Source organism: Hoeflea sp. 108 (assembly GCF_000372965.1).
GTDB lineage: Bacteria > Pseudomonadota > Alphaproteobacteria > Rhizobiales > Rhizobiaceae > Aminobacter.
The window spans coordinates 3705829-3726377 of record NZ_KB890024.1 but is presented as its reverse complement, the minus strand read 5'-3'; the positions used below and the strand labels follow the sequence as shown (position 1 = coordinate 3726377).

14 protein-coding genes are annotated in these 20549 nt (G+C 64.2%); 9 read left to right on the top strand and 5 right to left on the bottom strand.

All coding sequences use genetic code 11. The features are described 5' to 3' along the window. Positions 1 to 17: 17 nt before the first annotated feature. From B015_RS0118485 to B015_RS0118450, 8 genes are all read left to right on the top strand, one after another. Positions 18 to 1061, top strand: coding sequence for an ABC transporter permease (locus tag B015_RS0118485; RefSeq protein ID WP_018429221.1), 1044 nt, complete (start codon positions 18 to 20; stop codon positions 1059 to 1061). 103 nt (positions 1062 to 1164) lie between these two features. Next, a complete protein-coding gene (iolG, locus tag B015_RS0118480; protein ID WP_026227451.1) occupies positions 1165 to 2154 on the top strand; it encodes an inositol 2-dehydrogenase in 990 nt (329 codons plus the stop codon). Between the two features lie 171 nt (positions 2155 to 2325). Then, complete coding sequence (iolC, locus tag B015_RS0118475; RefSeq protein WP_018429219.1) at positions 2326 to 4254, top strand: 5-dehydro-2-deoxygluconokinase; 1929 nt, start codon at positions 2326 to 2328, stop codon at positions 4252 to 4254. A gap of 61 nt (positions 4255 to 4315) precedes the next feature. Further along, positions 4316 to 6166: a 3D-(3,5/4)-trihydroxycyclohexane-1,2-dione acylhydrolase (decyclizing) gene (iolD, locus tag B015_RS0118470; RefSeq protein WP_018429218.1), complete on the top strand. Its 1851-nt coding sequence runs from the start codon at positions 4316 to 4318 to the stop codon at positions 6164 to 6166. 284 nt (positions 6167 to 6450) lie between these two features. Continuing rightward, positions 6451 to 7368, top strand: coding sequence for a myo-inosose-2 dehydratase (gene iolE, locus B015_RS0118465; protein ID WP_018429217.1), 918 nt, complete (start codon positions 6451 to 6453; stop codon positions 7366 to 7368). Between the two features lie 160 nt (positions 7369 to 7528). After that, the gene (locus B015_RS0118460) at positions 7529 to 7729 is read left to right on the top strand and encodes a hypothetical protein (protein WP_018429216.1); all 201 of its coding nucleotides are present in this window, start codon (positions 7529 to 7531) and stop codon (positions 7727 to 7729) included. 6 nt (positions 7730 to 7735) lie between these two features. Continuing rightward, on the top strand, positions 7736 to 8548 hold the full coding sequence (gene iolB, locus B015_RS0118455; RefSeq protein ID WP_018429215.1) for a 5-deoxy-glucuronate isomerase: 813 nt from the start codon (positions 7736 to 7738) through the stop codon (positions 8546 to 8548). 91 nt (positions 8549 to 8639) lie between these two features. Beyond that, complete coding sequence (locus tag B015_RS0118450) at positions 8640 to 9446, top strand: 3-methyl-2-oxobutanoate hydroxymethyltransferase (RefSeq protein ID WP_018429214.1); 807 nt, start codon at positions 8640 to 8642, stop codon at positions 9444 to 9446. A gap of 109 nt (positions 9447 to 9555) precedes the next feature. Here the strand turns inward: B015_RS0118450 and B015_RS0118445 are convergent, their stop codons facing one another. From B015_RS0118445 to B015_RS33350, 5 genes are all read right to left on the bottom strand, one after another. Continuing rightward, a complete protein-coding gene (locus B015_RS0118445) occupies positions 9556 to 11178 on the bottom strand; it encodes a GNAT family N-acetyltransferase (protein WP_018429213.1) in 1623 nt (540 codons plus the stop codon). A gap of 21 nt (positions 11179 to 11199) precedes the next feature. Beyond that, entirely contained in the window at positions 11200 to 12537 is a 1338-nt protein-coding gene (locus B015_RS0118440; protein ID WP_018429212.1) for an HlyD family type I secretion periplasmic adaptor subunit, read from the bottom strand. 12 nt (positions 12538 to 12549) lie between these two features. Then, the gene (locus B015_RS31210) at positions 12550 to 15018 is read right to left on the bottom strand and encodes a type I secretion system permease/ATPase (RefSeq protein WP_018429211.1); all 2469 of its coding nucleotides are present in this window, start codon (positions 15016 to 15018) and stop codon (positions 12550 to 12552) included. Between the two features lie 20 nt (positions 15019 to 15038). After that, positions 15039 to 17072: a hypothetical protein gene (locus B015_RS0118430; protein WP_018429210.1), complete on the bottom strand. Its 2034-nt coding sequence runs from the start codon at positions 17070 to 17072 to the stop codon at positions 15039 to 15041. Between the two features lie 137 nt (positions 17073 to 17209). Next, positions 17210 to 19030 (bottom strand): hypothetical protein, encoded by a 1821-nt coding sequence (locus B015_RS33350; protein WP_018429209.1) that lies wholly within the window; start codon positions 19028 to 19030, stop codon positions 17210 to 17212. A gap of 773 nt (positions 19031 to 19803) precedes the next feature. Between B015_RS33350 and B015_RS0118420 the strand changes: the two genes are divergently transcribed. After that, positions 19804 to 20547 (top strand): response regulator transcription factor, encoded by a 744-nt coding sequence (locus tag B015_RS0118420; RefSeq protein WP_018429208.1) that lies wholly within the window; start codon positions 19804 to 19806, stop codon positions 20545 to 20547. The last annotated feature ends 2 nt before the right edge of the window (positions 20548 to 20549 follow it).

Here is a 20549-nt window from a genome sequence, read left to right as displayed (position 1 = left end):
TCAAGGGTGGAAGAACCATGTCGACGAACGAGATTGCGAGCCCCGCAAACGTCATCGGAAGCAAGAAGCGCCTGCCGCCCGAGGTCTCGATCCTGGGTGTGTTGATCGGCATCGCCATCGTCTTCGAGATTCTCGGCTGGATCTTCGTCGGCGACAGCTTCCTCGCCAACAAGCAGCGCCTGTCGATCATCATCCTGCAGGTGTCGGTGATCGGCATCATCGCGGTCGGCGTGACCCAGGTCATCATCACCGCCGGCGTCGACCTGTCCTCGGGCTCGGTCGTCGGCCTCGCGGCCATGGTGGCGGCCAGCCTGGCGCAGACATCGGCCAATCCGCGCGCCGTCTATCCCTCCTTGACCGACATATCGCCTATCTGGGCGATCCTGGCGGGTCTCGGCGTCGGTCTGATTGCGGGCACGATCAACGGGTCGCTGATCGCTCGAACAAAGATACCGCCCTTCATCGCCACGCTCGGCATGATGGTGTCGGCGCGGGGTCTCGCCAAATGGTACACGCTCGGCCAGCCGGTGGCGCTGCTCGACGACAGCTTCACCTGGTTCGGCAAGAGCTTCAACATCCTGGGCTTTCCGCTGCCTCTGCCGGTCATCGTGTTCCTGCTCGTCGCCGTCATCTTCCACATTGCACTGGGCTACACACGCTACGGCAAGTTCACCTACGCCATCGGCGCCAATCCGCAGGCGGCGCGCGTGTCGGGCATCAATATCGGCGGCCATCTGGTCAAGGTCTATGCCATCGCCGGCCTGCTTTCGGGCCTGGCAGGGGTGATGACGGCGGCGCGTGCCGCCTCCGGCCAGCCGGGCATGGGCGTGGCCTATGAGCTCGACGCCATTGCGGCGGCTGTCATCGGCGGCACCTCGTTGTCGGGCGGCGTCGGGCGCATCACCGGCACGGTGATCGGGACGATCATCCTCGGTGTCCTGACTTCGGGCTTCACCTTCCTCAAGGTCGGCGCCTACTATCAGGAAATCATCAAGGGCATCATCATCGTGGCGGCCGTGATCATCGACCAGCACCGCCAGAACAAGCGCAAGAAGGCCTGATGCAAAACCAAGGTCGCCCGGCACCCGTCGGCAGGCGGCCCTTTATCCTCCCAATTCAAGATTGCAGGCCCGGACGGCGCGGGCCAAGGAAAATGAGGTTGTCATGACAGTTCGGTTCGGTGTCCTGGGTGCAGGCCGCATCGGCAAGGTTCACGCCAAGGCGGTGGCCTCCAACCCGCAGGCGAAGCTGGTGGCGGTTGCCGATGCCTTCGAGAAGGCGGCGAACGATCTCGCCGAGGCCTATGGCTGCGAAGTGCGTTCCATCGACCAGATCGAGAAGGCGTCGGATATCGATGCGGTGGTGATCTGCACGCCGACCGACACCCATGCCGACCTGATCGAGCGCTTCGTGCTCGCCGGCAAGGCGGTGTTCTGCGAGAAGCCGATCGATCTCGATGCGGCCCGTGTCGAGAAATGCCTGGCAGTGGTCGAGAAGGCCGGCGGCACGTTGATGGTCGGCTTCAACCGGCGCTTCGACCCGCATTTTGCCGCCGTGCGCAAGGCCATCGACGACGGCGCCATCGGCAAGGTCGAGCAGGTGGTGATCACCTCGCGCGACCCCGGCCCGCCGCCGGCAGAATACATCACGCGTTCGGGCGGCATTTTCCGCGACATGACGATCCACGACTTCGACATGGCGCGTTTCCTGCTCGGCGAAGAGCCGGTGGCGGTGACGGCGACGGCCTCCGTGCTGGTCGACAAGAAGATCGGCGAGCTCGGCGATTTCGACAGCGTCTCGGTGATCCTGGTGACCGCAAGCGGTCGTCAGTGCGTCATCAGCAATTCGCGCCGCGCCACCTATGGCTATGACCAGCGCATCGAGGTGCATGGCTCCGACGGCATGGTGTCGGCCGAGAACCAGCGCGCGGTTTCGATCGAGGTCGCCGGTGCGATGGGCTACACCCGCCCGCCGCTGCACGACTTCTTCATGACCCGCTACACCGAGGCCTATGCCAACGAGATCGCGGCCTTCATCGCCTCGGTGACGAAGGGCGCAAAGATCTCGCCCGACGGCAAGGACGGCCTGATGGCGCTGAAGCTGGCTGATGCGGCGCTGAAGTCAGCCAAGGAAGGCAAGACCGTCAGGCTCTAGGCCGACGGGCAGACAGTCGCCTCGGGGCAATGGGCCTCGGGGCGGACAGTCACAATCTGTCGATGGAATGAAAATTCCGATTGACTGATTTATGGAATTGAAATTGCATTGTGTGGCCTGCGAGCGGAGCAAGCGGGCAGGCCGGCGCGGCGGAGCGACCGGGAGGACAAAATGACCGACCCCAAGAACCAGCCTACACTCGACGTCATCACCATCGGGCGCGCATCGGTCGATCTCTATGGGCAGCAGACTGGATCGCGGCTGGAGGACGTTGCGTCCTTTGCCAAATCGGTCGGTGGTTGCCCTGCCAACATTGCCATCGGCACGGCGCGTCTCGGCCTGCGCTCGGCGCTTCTGACCCGGGTCGGCGACGAACATATGGGCCGCTACATCCGCGAGCAGATGCTGCGCGAAGGCGTGTCGGACAAGGGGCTTGTCACTGACAAGGAGCGGCTTACGGCACTGGTGCTGTTGTCGGTCGAGGACGACAAGACGTTTCCGCTGATCTTCTATCGCGAGAATTGCGCCGACATGGCGCTCGTCGAAGACGACATCGATCCTGATTTCATCAAGTCGGCGCGGGCGATCGTCGTCACCGGCACGCATTTTTCGCGGCCCTCGACCGATGCTGCGCAGCGCAAGGCGATGCGGCTGATCAAGGAAGCAGGCGGCAAGGTGGTGTTCGACATCGACTACCGCCCGAATCTCTGGGGCCTCGCCGGCCACGCCGCCGGAGAGAGCCGCTACATCGCCTCCGATGCCGTCTCCAACCATCTCAAGGGTGTGCTGGCCGATTGCGACCTGATCGTCGGCACCGAAGAAGAGGTGATGATCGCCTCCGGTGAAAGCGAGCTTCTTGCAGCCCTCAAGACGATCCGCTCGCTGTCCAAGGCAACGATCGTGCTCAAGCGCGGTCCGATGGGCTGCATCGTCTATGACGGGGCGATCTCTGATGACCTTGAGGACGGCATCGTCGGCAAGGGTTTTCCGATCGAGGTCTACAATGTGCTGGGCGCCGGCGATGCCTTCATGTCCGGCTTCCTACGCGGCTGGCTGGGCGGCGAGAGCCTGGCGACTTCGGCGACCTGGGCCAATGCCTGCGGTGCTTTTGCCGTATCCCGGCTGCTCTGCTCGCCTGAGATCCCGACCTTCGACGAGCTGCAGTTCTTCCTCAAGAACGGCAGCAAGGAACGCGCGCTGCGCAAGGACGAGGCGATCAACCACGTGCATTGGGCAACGACCCGCCGACACGAGATCCCGTCGATGATGGCGCTGGCCTGCGACCATCGCATCCAGCTCGAAGACATCGCTGCCCGCACCGGCGCCGATGCGTCACGCGTCCGCGATTTCAAGGTGCTGGCGGTGAAGGCTGCGGCCAAGGTGGCCGACGGACGCGACGGCTACGGCATGCTGATCGACGAGAAGTTTGGCCGCGAGGCGATGTTCGAATTCGCCCGCCATCCCTTCTCCTGGCTTGGCCGGCCGGTGGAGCTGCCGGGCTCGCGACCGCTGCGTTTCGAGTTCTCGCAGGACATCGGCTCGCAGCTGGTGGAGTGGCCGGTCGAGCACTGCATCAAATGCCTGTGCTTCTACCACCCCGACGATCCGGCCGAGCTCAAGGCCGAGCAGCAGCAGAAGCTGCGCACGCTGTTCGAGGCGGCGCGGAAGGTGGGCCGCGAACTGCTGGTCGAGATCATCGCCGGCAAACACGGCAAGCTCGACGAGAACACCATTCCACGTGCGCTGGAAGAGCTCTACGCGCTTGGCATCAAGCCCGACTGGTGGAAGCTCGAGCCGCAGGCTTCAGCTGCCGCGTGGAAGAAGATCGAGGCGGTCATCAACACCAACGATCCCTATTGCCGTGGTGTCGTGCTGCTGGGGCTCGAGGCGCCGCTGGCCGATCTGGAGGTAGCGTTCGCCGCGACCGCGGACGCTGCGGTGGTCAAGGGTTTTGCCGTGGGGCGCAGCATCTTCGCCCATGCGGCTGAAGAATGGCTGGCCGGCCGCATGAACGACCAGGCTGCGGTCGACGACATGGCCCAGCGTTTCGAACAGCTGACCAAGGCATGGCTTGCGGCGCGCGACCGTCGGGCGGCATAAACAGACAGCCGAGGCGAGGCCGGCATCTCAGGATGCGCCGCCGAAGCGGGAGGAGAAGACGATGACCAAGACCGTTCGCCTGACCATGGCGCAGGCGCTGACGCGCTACCTGACGCGGCAGATGACCGTGATCGACGGCAAGATGGTGCCGCTGTTCGGTGGCGTCTGGGCGATATTCGGCCACGGCAACGTCGCCGGCATCGGCGAGGCGCTCTATCAGGTGCGCGAGGAGCTGCCGACCTACCGTGCCCATAACGAGCAGGCGATGGCGCATGCGGCGATCGCATTTGCCAAGGCGAATTTCCGCCAGCGCATGATGGCGGCGACGAGCTCCATCGGCCCCGGCGCGGTCAACATGGTGACGGCCGCAGCACTCGCCCATGTCAACCGTCTGCCGGTTCTGCTTCTGCCCGGCGACGTGTTTGCCAACCGCGTGCCCGACCCGGTGTTGCAGCAGGTCGAGGATTTCGGCGACGGCACGGTCTCGGCAAACGACTGCTTCCGTCCCGTGTCACGCTATTTCGACCGCATCACCCGGCCAGAGCAGATCATCCCGGCGCTGGCGCGCGCCATGCAAGTGCTGACCGATCCGGCCGAATGCGGGCCGGTGACGCTGTCCTTGTGCCAGGACGTGCAGGCCGAGGCTTATGATTATCCCGAGAGCTTCTTTGCCGAGCGCGTGTGGACGCCGCGCCGCCCGCGTCCGGATCGCGACGAGCTTGCGACTGCGGCAGAGGTGCTGAAGGCGGCGAAGAAGCCGCTGATCGTGGCGGGTGGCGGCGTGCTCTATTCCGGTGCGTCGGAAGAACTCGATCGCTTCGTCCAGGCCACGGGCATTCCTGTCTGCGAGACCCAGGGCGGCAAGTCGGCGCTGACCGATGAGCATGGGCTGAACATGGCGGCGGTCGGCGTGACCGGTACAGCGGCAGCCAACCGGCTGGCCGAGGAAGCCGACGTGGTGCTGGCCGTCGGCACGCGCCTGCAGGACTTTACCACGGGATCTTGGTCGCTGTTCAAGAACGCCGGCAAGGCCATCATCGGCCTCAATGTGCAGCCCTTCGACGCCGGCAAGCACATGGCGCTGCCGTTGGTGGCGGATGCGAGGGAAGGGCTCGTCGAACTGGGCGCCGCTGTTGCCGGCTACAAGGCGCCGGCGTCCTGGACCGAAAACGCCAAGGCAGGCAAGGCCGAGTGGCGCAAGGCTGCGGCCAAGGTGACGGCGGCGACCAATGCCGCCTTGCCGTCGGACGCGCAGGTGATTGGTGCTGTGCAGCGCACGCTGGGCAGCGACGTCATCGTGCTGCATGCGGCCGGCGGCTTGCCGGGCGAGATGCACAAGCTGTGGCAGGCGGGCGGCCCCGGCTCCTACCACTCCGAATATGGTTTCTCCTGCATGGGCTACGAGATCGCAGGAGGCCTGGGCGCCAAGATGGCGCGGCCGGACAAGGAGGTCGTCATCATGATCGGCGACGGCTCTTACCTGATGCTGAATTCGGAGATCGCGACCTCGGTCATGCTGGGGCTGAAGCTCACCATCGTGCTGCTCGACAACAGGGGCTATGGCTGCATCAACCGGCTGCAGATGGCGACAGGCGGCGCCAACTTCAACAATCTGCTGCGCGACAGCAGGCATGAGGTTCTGCCCGATATCGACTTCGTCGCGCATGCGAAAAGCTTGGGCGCCAACGCCGAGAAGGCTGCGTCCATCGCCGACCTGGAAGCCGCGCTCGACCGGGCGCGCAAGAGCGACAGGACGACGGTGGTGTTGATCGATACCGATCCGCTCATCTCGACCGGCGAGGGCGGCCACTGGTGGGACGTGGCCGTGCCTGAGGTGAGTGCGCGTGCCGAGGTGAATGCCGCCCGCAAGGGCTATGAGGAGAAGCTCAAGCTGCAACGCGTGGGCGACTAGGTGCCCGGACTTGCGAGGTCGGCGCTGCCCTTGCTTGTGATGTGCACGCTGCCCCTCACTGTCCTGCCGGACATCTCTCCCCGTGAACGGGGAGAGACCCGCTGGTCGCGCTGATTTCGCCAATCGGCACCGCTGGAAATGTTGGCGCGACGGTGGTGACAGCCACTCTCTCCCCGTCTGCGGGGAGAGATGTCCGGCAGGACAGTGAGGGGCAGCGCTACGTTGGAAGATCATGCGCCGCCTGGGGCGGGGCGCCGGAAAAGAATTGAGACTGGAGAACTGACGTGAAAGCCAAACTGGGCATGTCCCCCATCGCGTGGTGGAACGACGATCTTGCCGAACTGAGCGATGACGTGTCGCTGGAGGAGTGCCTGCGGCAATCGCGCTCGGCCGGCTTTACCGGCATGGAGCAGGGGCGCCGCTTTCCGAGCACGCCCGAGGCGATGCTGCCGATCCTGAAGGCCGCCGACGTCACGCTTTGCGGCGGCTGGTTTTCCGGCACGCTGGTCAATGAAGACCTCGCCGCCAACAAGGACCGCATCCAGCCGATGATCGACCTGTTCAAGGCGGTGGATGCGCCCTGCATCGTCTATGGCGAGGTCGGCCGCTCGATCCAGGGCGATCGCTCGAAGCCGCTGGCGACCAAGGCGGTGCTATCAGACGACGAGATGAAGGCCTATGCCCGCAAGCTGACCGAATTCGGCGAATGGTGCGCGGAGCAGGGCATGCCTTTGTCCTACCACCACCACATGGCGGCGGTCGTGCAGTTCGAGCGTGAGCTCGACGCCTTCATGAAGCATTCGGGCGAGGGCATTCCGCTGCTGCTCGACGCCGGCCATCTCGCCTTTGCCGGCGGCGATGTGCTGCGCGCCATCGACAACCACCACAAGCGCATCAGCCATGTGCATGTGAAGGACGTGCGGATGGATGTCATCAAGGCGCTCGACTGGACGAAGCAGTCGTTCCTCGACGCGGTTGCGCTCGGCGCCTTCACAGTGCCCGGCGACGGCTCGCTCGACTTCGGCGCGATCGTGCAGAAGTTCGCCGACCATGGTTATGAGGGGTGGTTCGTCGTCGAAGCCGAGCAGGACCCGAAGAAGAACCCGCCGCTGAAGATGGCTCAGGTCGGTCATGCCGAGCTGATGCGGGTGATGACGGCTGCCGGCTACACGGTCGAAACGCAAGGTTTTCCGAACGCATGACTGCGAAAATCGAAGCGGATTTTCGGACAAGACCATTCACAGGTTCAAAAAGCTACAGCATCCTTTGCGCGTCGAGGACGTGCCGCGCTGTAATGCTTGAGCCCAATGTTCCGGGCGGCTACGATCCCGAGAGTATCCGAGGCAAGGCAGTACGCGATTGATGAACGACCAGAACCATCCGTTCCTCAGGCCGCTGTGGCGGCGCGTTGCGCTCGTCGCCTTCTGTGCGGCCTGGTCTATCTTCGAGTTCGCTACCGGATCGGCCTTCTGGGGCACCTTGGCCGGCGGCATGGCGGCACTTGGCGCCTACCAGTTTCTGATCGCCTACAAGCCCGGCAACGACGCCACCGACAAGGAGTGAGAGACCATGTCGAAACTTCTCATCAAGCCGAAGCATGGCACGGGCCGGGTGACGCGTGTCACGCCCGAAAGCGCTGGCTGGACCTATGTCGGCTTCGACCTGCACAGGCTGGAGCCCGGCGACACCTTCGGCGACTGGAGCAACGACCGCGAGACCTGTCTGGTGCTGGTGTCAGGCAAGGCGCATGTGCGTGCCGACGACCAGGATCTCGGCACGCTGGGTGAGCGCACGACGCCCTTCGAGGGCAAGCCGTGGTCGGTCTATATGCCGGCGGGCACGGAGTGGTCGGTACGGGCCCAGACGAATGTCGAACTGGCGGTCTGCAGCGCGCCGGGCCTTGGCGGCGGGCATGCCACCAGGGTGATCGGACCTGACGACGTCAAGCAGGAGGTGCGCGGCAAGGGCACCAACACGCGCTACGTCACCAACATCCTGCCCGAAGGCGAGCCGGCGGATTCGCTTCTGGTGGTTGAGGTCATCACCCCAGGCGGCCACACCTCGAGCTATCCGCCGCACAAGCACGACCAGGACAATCTTCCCGCTGAATCGCTGCTGGAGGAGACCTATTACCACCGGCTCAACCCGCCGCAGGGTTTTGCCTTCCAGCGCGTCTATACCGAGTTCAACGACGCCGGCCACCGTGAGATCGACGAGGCGATGGCGGTGGAGGACGGCGACGTGACGCTGGTGCCCAAGGGTTATCACCCCTGCGCTGCCTGCCACGGCTACGATCTTTATTATCTCAACGTCATGGCGGGGCCCAAGCGGACGTGGAAGTTCCACAACGCCAAAGAGCATGAGTGGCTGCTGAAGGCCTGAGGGCCCAGAGCCAATACATTCACGTTGTTAAATCCGCGCATCGTGCTTTCCGAAAACGATTTTCGGGCGATGCGCCAGAGAGGACGAAACGATGGCACGCAACAGGCCAACGGTCGCGGATCTGCGCGCGTTGAAAGGCAGACGGCAACTGTCGAAGCTGAGGGTGACGACGCTGGAGGAAGCGGAGGCCGCCGAGCGCGCCGGCATCGACCTGTTGTCGGTCACTTACGGCCTGATGCTCGATCCCCGTTTCCGCGATGCGGCACCGACCTGCTTTACCGTGCCCGGCGACGAGTACGGCATGATGGGGGCGACCTCAGACGAGATCCTGCGCACGGCGGTGAAGCTGAAGGCTGCGAGTGCGGATGCGGTCTACTGCTCGGCGAGCGCGCAAACCATTCGGCGGCTTGCCGACGAGCGCATTCCGGTGTGCGGCCATGTCGGGCTGATCCCCGTTCATTCGACCTGGACGGGTGGGTTCCGCGCCGTGGGCAAGACCGCCGAGATGGCCGAACTCGTCTGGCGGCAGGTCAAGGAGTTGGAACAGGCGGGCGCCTTCGCCGCCGAGATCGAAGTGGTGCCGGCGGAGGTGGCCGCAGCGATTTCGAAGCGCACGCCGCTGGTGATGATATCGATGGGGGCGGGGGCGGGCTGCGATGCGCAATATCTGTTCGCAGAGGACGTGCTCGGCCTCAATCGCGGTCGCTATCCGCGCCATGCCAAGGTCTATCGCAACCTGGCCGCCGAGTATGACCGCATCCAGCAGGAGCGGATCTCGGCTTTCGGCGAGTATGCCAGCGACATCGCCAGCGGCGCCTATCCGGCCGACAGCCACATGGTCGGCATCGAGGCGGAGGAACTGCGCAAGTTCGAGGCGTTTCTTGCGGCGCAAGGCTGATCAAGGCGAGTCCCGGACCTCGCAGGCAGAATCAACAAGCTCATGGCCAGATTCATCTGGCTCGGCGAAGTCCTTGTAAAGTTTGGTTTTCGCGGCCGATGTCCCCGCCCTACAGTGCCTGCATGGACGCTCGCACGGCCGGTCTCTGCAGTGGCGTGAGCACGAGGTAGTCGGAGCTTGGTTCCGGCCGCAGTTCCTTCAGCAGCGCGTCGGTGTTCGAAGCCAGGACGTTATTGCCTGGCGCTTCCTCCAGCCTGTGGTGGAGATCTTCGAGGATGTCGATTGCCTGTTCGCGCTGTCCCATGGCGGCAAGGCTCTTGCCGAGCATGAGGCGTGCGCCGGCGAAGTCCTCGTTGAGCGCCAGCGACTTGCGGAAGGCGCCAGCTGCATCGTCGTGGCGGCCAAAAGCCTGCAGGGCGGCGCCCAGCCTGAACCAGACTTTCGAGGCGCTCGGGGCGACTTCGGCGAGAGTCGCAAACAGCGCCTGCGCTTGCTGGTGGTCGCCCTTGTCGGACATCATCTGGCCAAGGCCGTAGAGTGCGCGGGCGTGCCTGGGGTCGGTGCCGAGGATCTGGCGATAGCCATTTTCGGCACGGGCAAGCTCGCCCTGCTCGTGCATGCGGGTGACCTCGGCAAAGACGCTGTCGAGCGTGCGCGGGTCGAGCCGGTCGCCCAGATTGCGGCCATCCTTGGTGGCGACGAGGGCGCAGCGGATCCTGCTTTCGGTGACGCCGAACGCCATCTTGTAGGGCTCGTCGCCGCGAAGGAAATCGTAGGTCTCCAACCCCTGTTCGATGGCCAGCCGGATGCTGTGCCCGTGCAGGATCAGGCCGACCGGGGTTGAATTCGCTGTCTCGTCGCGGCCGGAGATGTAGAAGAGCATGGCCTTCTTGACCGGATCGACGAAGCTCGCAAGCACGCCGAGCGGCCGCTCGCCCTGCCACAACACCGGCATGAACAGCGAACCGCTGTCGAAGGCCGTACGCAGGACGATGCGGTTGTGGCGGAGGATCGATTGCAGGCGGTCGCCCTTGCGGGACCCCCAGCGTGTCCGCCAGAAGGTCAGCAGCGTGTCGATGTCGCGGTCGATGGTGGTGGCATCGGCATGGGTGATCCGGAGCTGGCCTGCGTCGACCTTGCGCGTGAAGCGCTTCAGCTTCTGTCGGGTGTTGCTGCTCAGGACCGTTTCCACATAAGCGTCGAAGCTGTCGGGCAGGCTGGCTGCAAAGCAGCGGCAGTTGTTGACGTTGTCGGACTTGTTGATGCGGAGAAACTCGCGCGCGGTCAGCGTGTCCGACGGCAATTGCCCCATCATGGCCAGCAGCCGCTCCTCGGACATGTGCAGGTTCTCGAGGTGGATGCGGGTCCAGTGCATGTCGCGCAGATGGCGGCCGAAGGCCTGCATGGCGGCCACGGCAAGTTCTGGAAGGCAGACGGCCCCGGTATAGTCGGCAGCGTAGTTGCCTGCCATGTTGATCTCGTTGAAGAACTCGCCGGTCTTGATGTTCATCCGGGTCCGCAGGCGCAGGGGCATCAACGCCGCGTAGGGCGTGCCGGGCCCGCCATCGCGGGCGGCGAGCAGAAACCATGTGCCTTCATAGAGCCTGAGGTGGCGGGCCAGCCAGGTCCAGGAGAGGAAGAACTGCGCCTCGGGATCGGCCTCGTAGAGGCGGTCCCAGTTTTCCCTGAGACCGTCGAGCGCTTTCGGATCGGTGATGACGTCGACCTGCATAATGTCCCCCGGCTGGTGGTTTCAGCGCTCCATGAAGGCGCGCGACATGCTGTCTTCGATCGGCTTGGTGAGGTAGCGGAAGAAGGTCCGCTCCTGGGTCTGGAGAAGGACCTCGGCGGGCATGCCGGGCGTGGGCGTGAAACCCTGGACGCGGGCGATTTCGGTGCCTGGAAGGCTGACCCGGGCGAGATAGATTTCGCGCGGCGCCGGACCCGACATGTCGGCGATGGCGTCTGCCGAGACGTAGATGACCTTGCCGTCGAGCACCGGCGTGGTGCGGCGGTTCAAGGTGGTGAGGCGGATGGTTGCCTGCTGGCCGACATGGACGTTGTCGATGTCGGTGCGCGACACCTGCGCCTCGATGACCAGCGGCACGTCGGATGGCAGGATCTCCATGATCGGCTTGCCGCTTTCGATGACGCCGCCGGCGGTGTGGTAATAGGCGCGCACGATGGTGCCGGCGACGGGAGCGTTGATGGTGACTCGGTTGAGCACGCTGCGTGCCTGGCGCAGTTGTTCGCGGACCGTGTCGAGGTCGCCTTCGAGGTTCTGCAACTGTTCGAGGGCCTGTTGCTTGTAGGCTTCCTCCGTCTGGTTGATCTGCTGTTCGAGCTTGATGATCTCGGCGCCGGCCTCGGCGACTTCGGCGGCCAGGCGTCCGATCTGGCCTTCGGCGTCGGCCATGGCGCGCTGGATCGACTTGACCTCCGTGGCGCGCAGCAGTCCCTTGTCGAGCAAGACTTTCTTGCCGGCATATTCTTCCTTCATGAGCGCCAACTGGCGTTCGACGGCGTCGTGCTGCTGCTGGTAGCCGTCGGCGCGAAAATGGAAGGCGGCTATGTTCTGCTGCAGCAGGCCGATCTCGCTCTGCAGTTTGCCGCGTGCGGCGTCGAAGTTGCGCTGCTGGCCGTCGATGATCGGCTTGATCTCGGGGTCGCTGATATTGTCGGTGACGTCGTCGGGGAACGATATCTCGGGTGCGCGCGCCACTTCGGCATTGAGCCGGGCGGCGATGGCGTCGAGGCGCACCTGCCTTAGGAAGAGCTGCCGTTCTGTGGCCTGGGCCGCCGTTTCGTCGAGGCGGACCAGAGGCTGGTCATAGGCGACGTGGTCGCCTTCGCTGACCAGCAAGTCCTTGATGATGCCGCCCTCCAGATGCTGAACGATCTTGTTCTGACCGGAAGCGACGAACGAGCCTTGTGCGATGATTGCAGCGGCCAGTGGTGCCGTGAAGGCCCAGGTGCCGAAGCCGCCGAAGGTAATGAGGATGAGCAGCAGGCCGAGCTTGGTCTGTTTGGCAATGGAGCGCGGCACGTCGGCGTACCATTCGATGTCATGGACCTTTGCGATGTCGCTCATGGCAATACCCGCCTACTGAATCTGATGACCGAAGGAGCCGCCTTCGATGCTGAGGCCGCGCTGGGCGAGCGCCTGCAGCACCTCCTGACGGGCGCCGAACAGGGCCACCGTGCCGTTGACCAGCAAAAGGATCTTGTCGACGCTCTGCAGCAACGCCGGCCGCTGGGTGATGGTGATGACGGTGATCTTGTTGTCCTTGGCGTGCTGAAGCGCCTTGGCAAGCGCTGCATCGCCGGCCGCGTCGAGGTTCGAGTTGGGCTCATCCAGCACCACCATACGCGGGTTGCCGAAGAAGGCGCGGGCCAGCGCGATGCGCTGCTTCTGTCCGCCTGACAAGGGCGCGCCGTCGGCGGCGACGAATGTCTCGTAGCCATGCGGCAGGGTCGAGATCATCTCATGCACGTCGGCCAGCTGCGCTGCCTGGTAGATATCGGCGTCGCTGGCGTCGTCACGCATACGGGCGATGTTGGCCTTGATCGAGGCCGGGAACAGCTGCACGTCCTGCGGCAGGTAGCCGATGCTTTCGCCGAACTGGCGCTGGTCCCAGTTACGCAGGTCCATCAGGTCGAGGCGGACATTGCCCGAGGTCGGCAGGATGGAGCCGACCAGCATCTTGCCGAGCGTGGTCTTGCCGGCGCCGGAATTGCCGATGACGGCGAGCGAATCCCCTGGAGCCAGCGCGAAGGTGATGCCGTTGAGCACGACACGCTTGGTGCCCTGCGGCACGAACAGCAGGCGCTCGACATCGAGACGACCTTCCGGTCGCGGCAGGTTCAGCCGTTCGAAATTGAGCGGCGAGGTCTGGAGCAGGCTGGCGATGCGGTCATAGGCGGCGCGCGACTGGACGACGTGGTTCCAGCCCTCTATGGCGCCCTCGATCGGGCCCAGCGCGCGGCTGGCGATGATCGAAGCGGCGATCACCATGCCGCCGCTCAGGTGGCCGTCGAGCGCCAGATGCGCGCCCCAGCCGAGCATGGTGATCTGCGTCAGCAGCCGGGTCGCCTTGGACAGGGCGGCGAAGGTGATGTTGCGGTCCTGGGCGATGACCTGGGCGCGCAGCGAGTTGGCCGTGTCCTTGCCCCAGATGCGCACGGCTTCCGGGATCATGGCCAGCGCGTTGATGATCTGCGAATTCCGCGACATCGAATCGAGATGCAGGTTGGCCTTGGTCAGATGCGTGTTGGCCTCGCCGAAGGGGCCGGCGGTCGAGCGCTGGTTGATGATGGTGATGACCAAAAGGATCAGCGAGGTGGTGACGACGATGAAGCCAAGATGCGGGTGCACCAGAAACACCGCCAGCACGAACAGAGGCGCAAGCGGCGCATCGAGCAGGGTCAGCAGCGTTCCCGAAACCAGGAAGGAGCGCAGCTGCTGCAGATCGTTCAGCGTCTGGTATTCGCGGCCGTTGCTGTGGAGTGCTGCGCGGGCGGCAGCACTCAGGATCGGCGCGCCGAGCTGGGCTGCGACCTCGACGGCGGTGCGCATCAGGATCAGGCGGCGGATGGCGTCGAAGATGGTCTGCAGGATGACCGCGCCGACGATGACGATGGTCAGCATGATCAGCGTGTCGACCGAGCGGCTGGTGAGCACGCGGTCGGAAATCTGGAACAGATAGAGCGGGATCGCCAGCACCAGCACGTTGCTGGCCAGCGTGAACAGCATGACGATCAGGAGGTTGCGCTTGACGACCTTGAGGCCGGCCTTGAGCGAGGCGGAGAAATCGACCGGGCCGAGGCGCTTGTGGAAAACGCCGTCGCCGCCGCCGCCACCTCCGCCACCACCCTTTCCGCCATCGATGTCGCCGCCGTTGGGGCCCTTGGCATCAGGCAGTTTTTCACGCGCCTTGATCGGTCCGTTGTCGGCTTCGATGATCTTGCCGACCGGTTTCGACTTCATCTCGGCGGCGGGAGCCTGCGGCTCGACGATGCGCAGCTCCGGGGGCGCGACCTTCTCGGCTGCGACGGTTTCGTCCTTTGCCTGCCGGTCGGGGGCGGGAGCCTCTGACTTCTGACGTTCGGGGGCGGGAAGAGGGGCCTCCGGAGGTGCGTGCCGTGCCGGTGAGGGCGGCACGCTCGGAGCCATCGCGGCGGGGGCAGGCGCCGGGGGGCGCGAGGCCGGAATGGTCCGCTCCGGAGGGGGAGGCGCCGGCATCGCCATTGCTGGCTGGACCGGCTTGTGCGGCGTTTGGGGCGCGCCGCCTGATTTGTCTTCATGGTGCGCCTTTGCCTCGGAATGGCGCGCTGCCTTCGGCGTTTCGTGCCTGTCGCCGGCGGCATCATGCAGATCGCTGATGATGCGGTCGATGTCGCGCTCCAACAGGTCGAGCGCCTTTTCCTGATGGGCCACGGCGACCGACAGCTTTTCGTCGGGGGCTGGGCGGAGGTTCAGCGACCTCGGCCGCTCGCGCGGACCCTGGCGGTCGTCGTCGTCTTCGCGTTCGTTCTGGAGGCCGCTCCAGTCCAGTTCGCGGTCGTCGGTCATGTCGCGTCCTCCGAAACGGCTTAGCCCAGCATGTGCTGCATGACGTCGGCCGATCCGGAATCGGCAGGCTGCGGGGTGAGGTGATCAGTGTGGTGCGCGCTGCCGGTGTCGTCGGCGCCGTCGCCGAGGAAGGCGACGGCCTCGGTGACGAGAATGTCGGGGTTCTGAGCGCCGAGATGGGGATCGCTCGAGACCAGATTTGCCTGGATGAGAATTTCGTCCGAGTAGCCTTCGCCGCCGACATAGATCTTGTTGGCGCCGTCGACGTCGACGATGGTCGCATGATTGACCAGCTGGTTGCCGCCGGTCTTGATAGTCCAGTCGGCATCGTTGTTGGCGGCATACTGGTTCATGGCGAGCGCAACCTGGTCGCTGTCGCCCATGATCGTGGTCTGGTGGATATACTGCAGATTGTAGATGTCGCCGGAAATGTAGAGCACGCGCAGAAGGCCCGTGCCGGCGAAGGCCGGATCCTGGAGGATCGAGTCGGGCAGGGATTTGTTGCCGGCGGCGAGATTGTCGCCGGCGGTCCTGTAGGCGTCGGGCAGCGTCTCATAGGCGCCGGTGCCGACATTGATGATGCTCGCCTGATTCCACAGCAGGTTGTCGGCCGTGGAGATCGAGCCATGGCCCGTCGTTTCGAAGCCTGAGACGGCGCCGATCGTGTCGTTGTCGATAAGAAGGTTGAGTTGCTGGATGATGCTGGCGTCGTAGACGTGGCCGCCGACGATGATGAGGTCGTAGTTGTGGCCAAGCTCGTTGAGGTCGACGCCATTGAGTGCGGTGTTGCCACCGGTCGAAAGCATGGTGTGCACGCCCGACGAGGAGGCGATCGCGACATCGTTGTCCGTGACGAAGGCGTACTGGTTGACCCAGTTCATCATGATCAGGTCGCCGGTGACCTGGGTGACCACATAGTAGGCAGGGAAGCCGGAAGGGGCTTCGGCCGGCGTCACCTCGGCCGTCGGGTCGATGTGCTTGAACATGGCGATGTTGAAGGTCTGGTCGGCGGTGCCGCCAGGGTCGAACGGCCAGCCGCCGATGGCGCTGCCGACGCTGTCGCTGTCGCAGATCGCATTGATCTGGATGATGGCGTTGAGCGAGATGTGATTTCCCATCACCGCCATGACCGCTGACGAGGCCCAGTCGTTCACGACCACGGCGGAATTGATGACGGTGTTGCCGCCGGTCAAGATTTCGACGCTCGGGTCTGCCGTGCCGACGCCCCAGCCATGCATGAAATCGCCCGAGGTCGGTGCGGAGTGGAGGTCGAGCGGACCGTTGGGTCCTTCAGCAGTGCTGTCCTTTTCCTTCAGGTAGTCGACATAATCATCGACCTTGGGCGTGTCGGCCTCGTCGATGAGCTGGCCGTTGACATAGGTGCCCTCGATCGTCGTGCCCTTGATGCAGAAGATGTCGGCGTTGCCATGGTCGTCCGCATCGAAGCCGTCGAGCCTGGCCGCCGCGGTGGTGACGAATGTCGCCATGTCGGCCGAGTTGCCCGGTATGCCCAGGTCGTCGATGGGATTGATGTCCAATGCAGCCTGGTGAAGCGCCTGCATCTGGCTGTCGTCGACAGGAGCCGGGGTGAATTTCAATCCGCTGCCGCCGACGCTGGCATAGTCGTTGTCGGAGAGCTTGATTTCCTGGTTCAGGATGATTGCCACCGACCCCGGCGGTTCGATCTGCGGGAGGTGGAAGCCTTCAGAACCATGGATCGAGCCTGAGCCATGGTGCGTTGGTGAATGATATTGCGCGCCATGGTGGGGTGGAACGTCTATGGGCCGGAAGTGGACATTTGAAATGACCGATGTCGTTTCGACGTTCCACTTGAGGGGCAGGTAGGGAACACGCGGGTCGAAGTCCTCCATCTGGTGTGAAGCGTCGACCTTGACGGGCTGCGTTTCGTGGTCGGCAAGTTTTGGGTCGGCCTTGTGTGCGGCCCGGAACTCCGCATAAGCCTGCTTCAACCTGGCATCTTCGCTCGCAACCTCGAAGAGCCCGACGAAATGTGCAATCGCCTCGGTGACCTTACCGAAATACGCCGAATACATGGTCTTGCCTCCGCCCGGAGTTCAGACACGATGAGGCATGGTCTTCGTCCCACCGGCCAGTAAAGACTGCGCGGGGGAGACGCCCCGCGCAGCCTGCGCACCCGGCTTCGCCGTGGCGAAGCCGGGGCTGTTGTCAGCTAGAGATTGCTGTGGTCGGTCGAGTCTTCGCCGGTCAGGATGTGATGGTAGTCGCCACCCACCACGGTCATGTTGACCGTGTTGCCCTGCAGGTTGGCACCCATCACGATCTGCTGGTTGAAGGCGCTCGGGTCGATCGTGACGTCGGAATGCGCAGTGCTCGTGCCGGTGACGTAGCCGTCATGGCCATTTTGCGAGCCCCACATGCCGCCATCGCCGCCATCGCCGCCATAGCCGGTTGTCGCCGTGCCGCCGGCACCGCCGGCCGCACCCGCGCCGCCCCATGCGAGGCCGCCCGTGGCGTCGCCGCCATTGCCATCGGCCCAGGCGCCGCTCAATGCGCTGCCGCCCACGCCGCCCCAGGCGCCTGCGAGACCGCCCGTGCTGGCGCCGCCGGTCGCGTTGCCGTTGGTCGCGTCGCCGCCGGTGCCGTCACCGCCGCCGCCGCCGCCACCACCGCTGCCGGTGCCTTCGCCGGTGCCGGAGCCGGTGCCCGAACCGGTGCCGCTGCCTGCGCCGCCTGTAGAGGAGGCCGCGCCGCCGGTCGCATCAGCTGCGCCCGAGGCCGCGTCCGCAGAGCCGGTTCCGCCGCCACCGCCACCGCCGCCGCCACCGCCGGTGTTGCCGGCGTTGCCGCCATCGCCTTCAGCATCGCCGCCGAAGCCGAAGTTAAGGATGGGAACGATCGGGACGAATGCGTCGATGCCGTCGCCGCCATCGCCATTGGCGTTGCCGCCTTCGGAATCACCGCTGTTGCCGCCGTCGGCGCCATTGCCGCCGTCGCCGCTGTCGGCCTTCGCGTCGCCGCTGTCGGCCTTGGCATCGCCGCCGTCAGACTTGGCATCGCCGCCGAGGCCGGCGCCGAGACCCAGGCCGAGCCCGAGACCGAGACCGAGGCCCACGCCGTCGCCACCGCGACCGCCGTCGCCGCCGTCGCCCTTGCCGCCGCTGGCGTCATTCTTGCCATCGCCGCCGTCGCTGTCGCCGCCATCGGCCTTGACGTCACCCTTGGTGTCGCCGCCGATCGCTGCGCTGAGCGCCGTGCCGCCGGTGCCGTCGCCGCCATCGGCCTTGCCGCCATGAGCGTCGCCACCATCGCCGCCGCCGCCGCCGTCAGCCTTGGCGTTGCCGCCACCGCCACCGCCGCCACCGCCGGCATTGATGCCGTCGCCAGCCGAGGCGTAGCCGCCCTTGGCGTCGAAGTCCTGCTTGAAGGAGCCGGTATTCTGGACGGTCGCACTGCCGAGAGTGTCGTTGTCCGTCATGTTGGCGACCTGGTTCATGACGAAGGCGGTGTTGTTGCCCTGGCCATTCAGCGAGTTGTTCAGCAGGTCCTTGAAATTGATGTCGTCGCCCGGATCGTAGGAGACCGTGCTGTCCTTGGCGATGATCATGTCGTTGATGTTGCCGCCGCCGGTGTCGATGTCGGCGAAATCGTTATCAGAGTGGTTGTCGCTCGGCGCCAGGCCTTCGTGCTGAAGGTCGACCTTGACGTCTACGTTGACGTCTACCTTGGTCTCGTTCTTGTTTTCGTTGGTGTTCTTGTTCTCGGATTTGTTCTCGTTTTCATTCTGATTCTTGTTGTCGGATCTGTTCTCGTTTTCGTTCTGGTTCTTGTTGTCCGAGTCGTTCTTGTTTTCATTCTGGTTCTTGTTGTCGGAATCGTTCCAGTTGCCGTTGTCGTTATTCGAGTCGTTCTTGTTTTCGCTCTTGTTTTCATTCTCGTTGGAGTTTTCGTTCTCGCCACCGCCGAGATCGAATTCGTTGCCTACGAATTGCAGGCCAAACGTATTGATGTTGTTGCTGTTGCGATCAGACATCGTCTTGTCCTCATTTGGGACCGCGCCTGCCGGACCGTCTTCATCTCTCACACGGCCTTGAGCTCAGCGCGGACGCTGCTTCTATTCGCTTGTTGTCTGGATGCGTGGATCTGGTGGCCGAGGGGACTGAAGGCCAAAGATCCCTGCTCGTGACTGGATGGCCATTGCCTCCCTTGGTTTCTGGGGCAGGGCGGATCCGATCTCTTCACAAAGACGTGATGATGGTGCTTGAAGCGGCCGCCATTGTACGATGTGGGAAAACCGGTTGCGCCGCGCCCTCGCTTTGCGGAACCATGAAAGTCTGTGGCTGGGCCGGTGAAATTGTAAGCTGACAGTTCGCGCTAGGCTGTTCGGGCGATCCAGAGCAAGAATTGGCAGTGTCGATCTAGACAGTCGATCGAGGCCATCAGGGCTATTTTTCTACGGCTGCGCCCGAGCAACAATTGCATTGCATTTGCAAGAGGAAAGCAGATCAGCGCGAAGTGCTTTCGGGCGCAACCATCATATTCCAAATGATGTATCAGAGCGCGCTGGGGGCAGATCGAACGAGCGGTTTTGCAAGCTGTTGCAACGCTTCGATCACAGGCCGGAAGAACTAGCGGCAAGATGGAATAGCTCGTCTTGCTTATACCGAAGCGTTAATAGCTGGTATATGATCCAGAAATAGTTGTCGGGAAGCGGCGCCCGGCGCTGGTCGCATTAGCGATTGGAGAGCGGGAGTTCCAATGTACCGAGTAGCTGTTTCCAGCTCTCGCCGCGCGTCTGCAAGCGGCGTGTCCGAGCAAAAAGCCTGCAAGACCCTGTTGATCGTTGCCCCTGCCGATTTCGTGTCGGAGACGCTGGTCTTTGCGATCGAGCGTGAATTCCCATGGCTCCGGGTGGAGTGCGTGGGCGAGTTGGAGCAGGCCTGCGCATCCTTCGAATGCCCGGTGCCACTGATCCTGCTCGAAGCCCAGCAGTTGCCAGATGTTGCTCTGTACTCCGATCGGATCCATCGCCTGCATCCAGCCGCACAGATCATGCTCATCCAGGAGGATGGGCGCCATCAGGTGGCGATCCGCGATGTGGTGACGGCCCGCAACGTGCGCGGGGTGCTGCCGATGAACCTCAAGCTCGACGTGTGGCTTTCGGTGCTCCGGCTGGTGCTGCGCGGCGGGGAGTATTTCCCGTTGTCGCTGTTCGAGCCGATCATCGCGCCTGAGCGCAGCGATGTTGCGGTCGAACTCGGCGAGGCGCCAAGGCTGCGCAATCGGCCGGAAGGCGAGGCCGACGATTTCTACGAGCTGACCGACCGGGAACTGCAGATCCTGGGCATGGTTGCGCGGGGCCTGCAGAACAAGCTGATTGCAGCGGCGCTCGGCCTTTCGGAGCACACGGTGAAGATTCACCTTCACAACATCATCACCAAGCTCGGCGCACACAACCGCACGGAGGCGGCCGCAATCTATCATGCACGTCGCGACCTGGGCGAGCGCGGCCCGAGCGAGACGTCCAAGCTGCACCAGCTGCCGGCATGAGG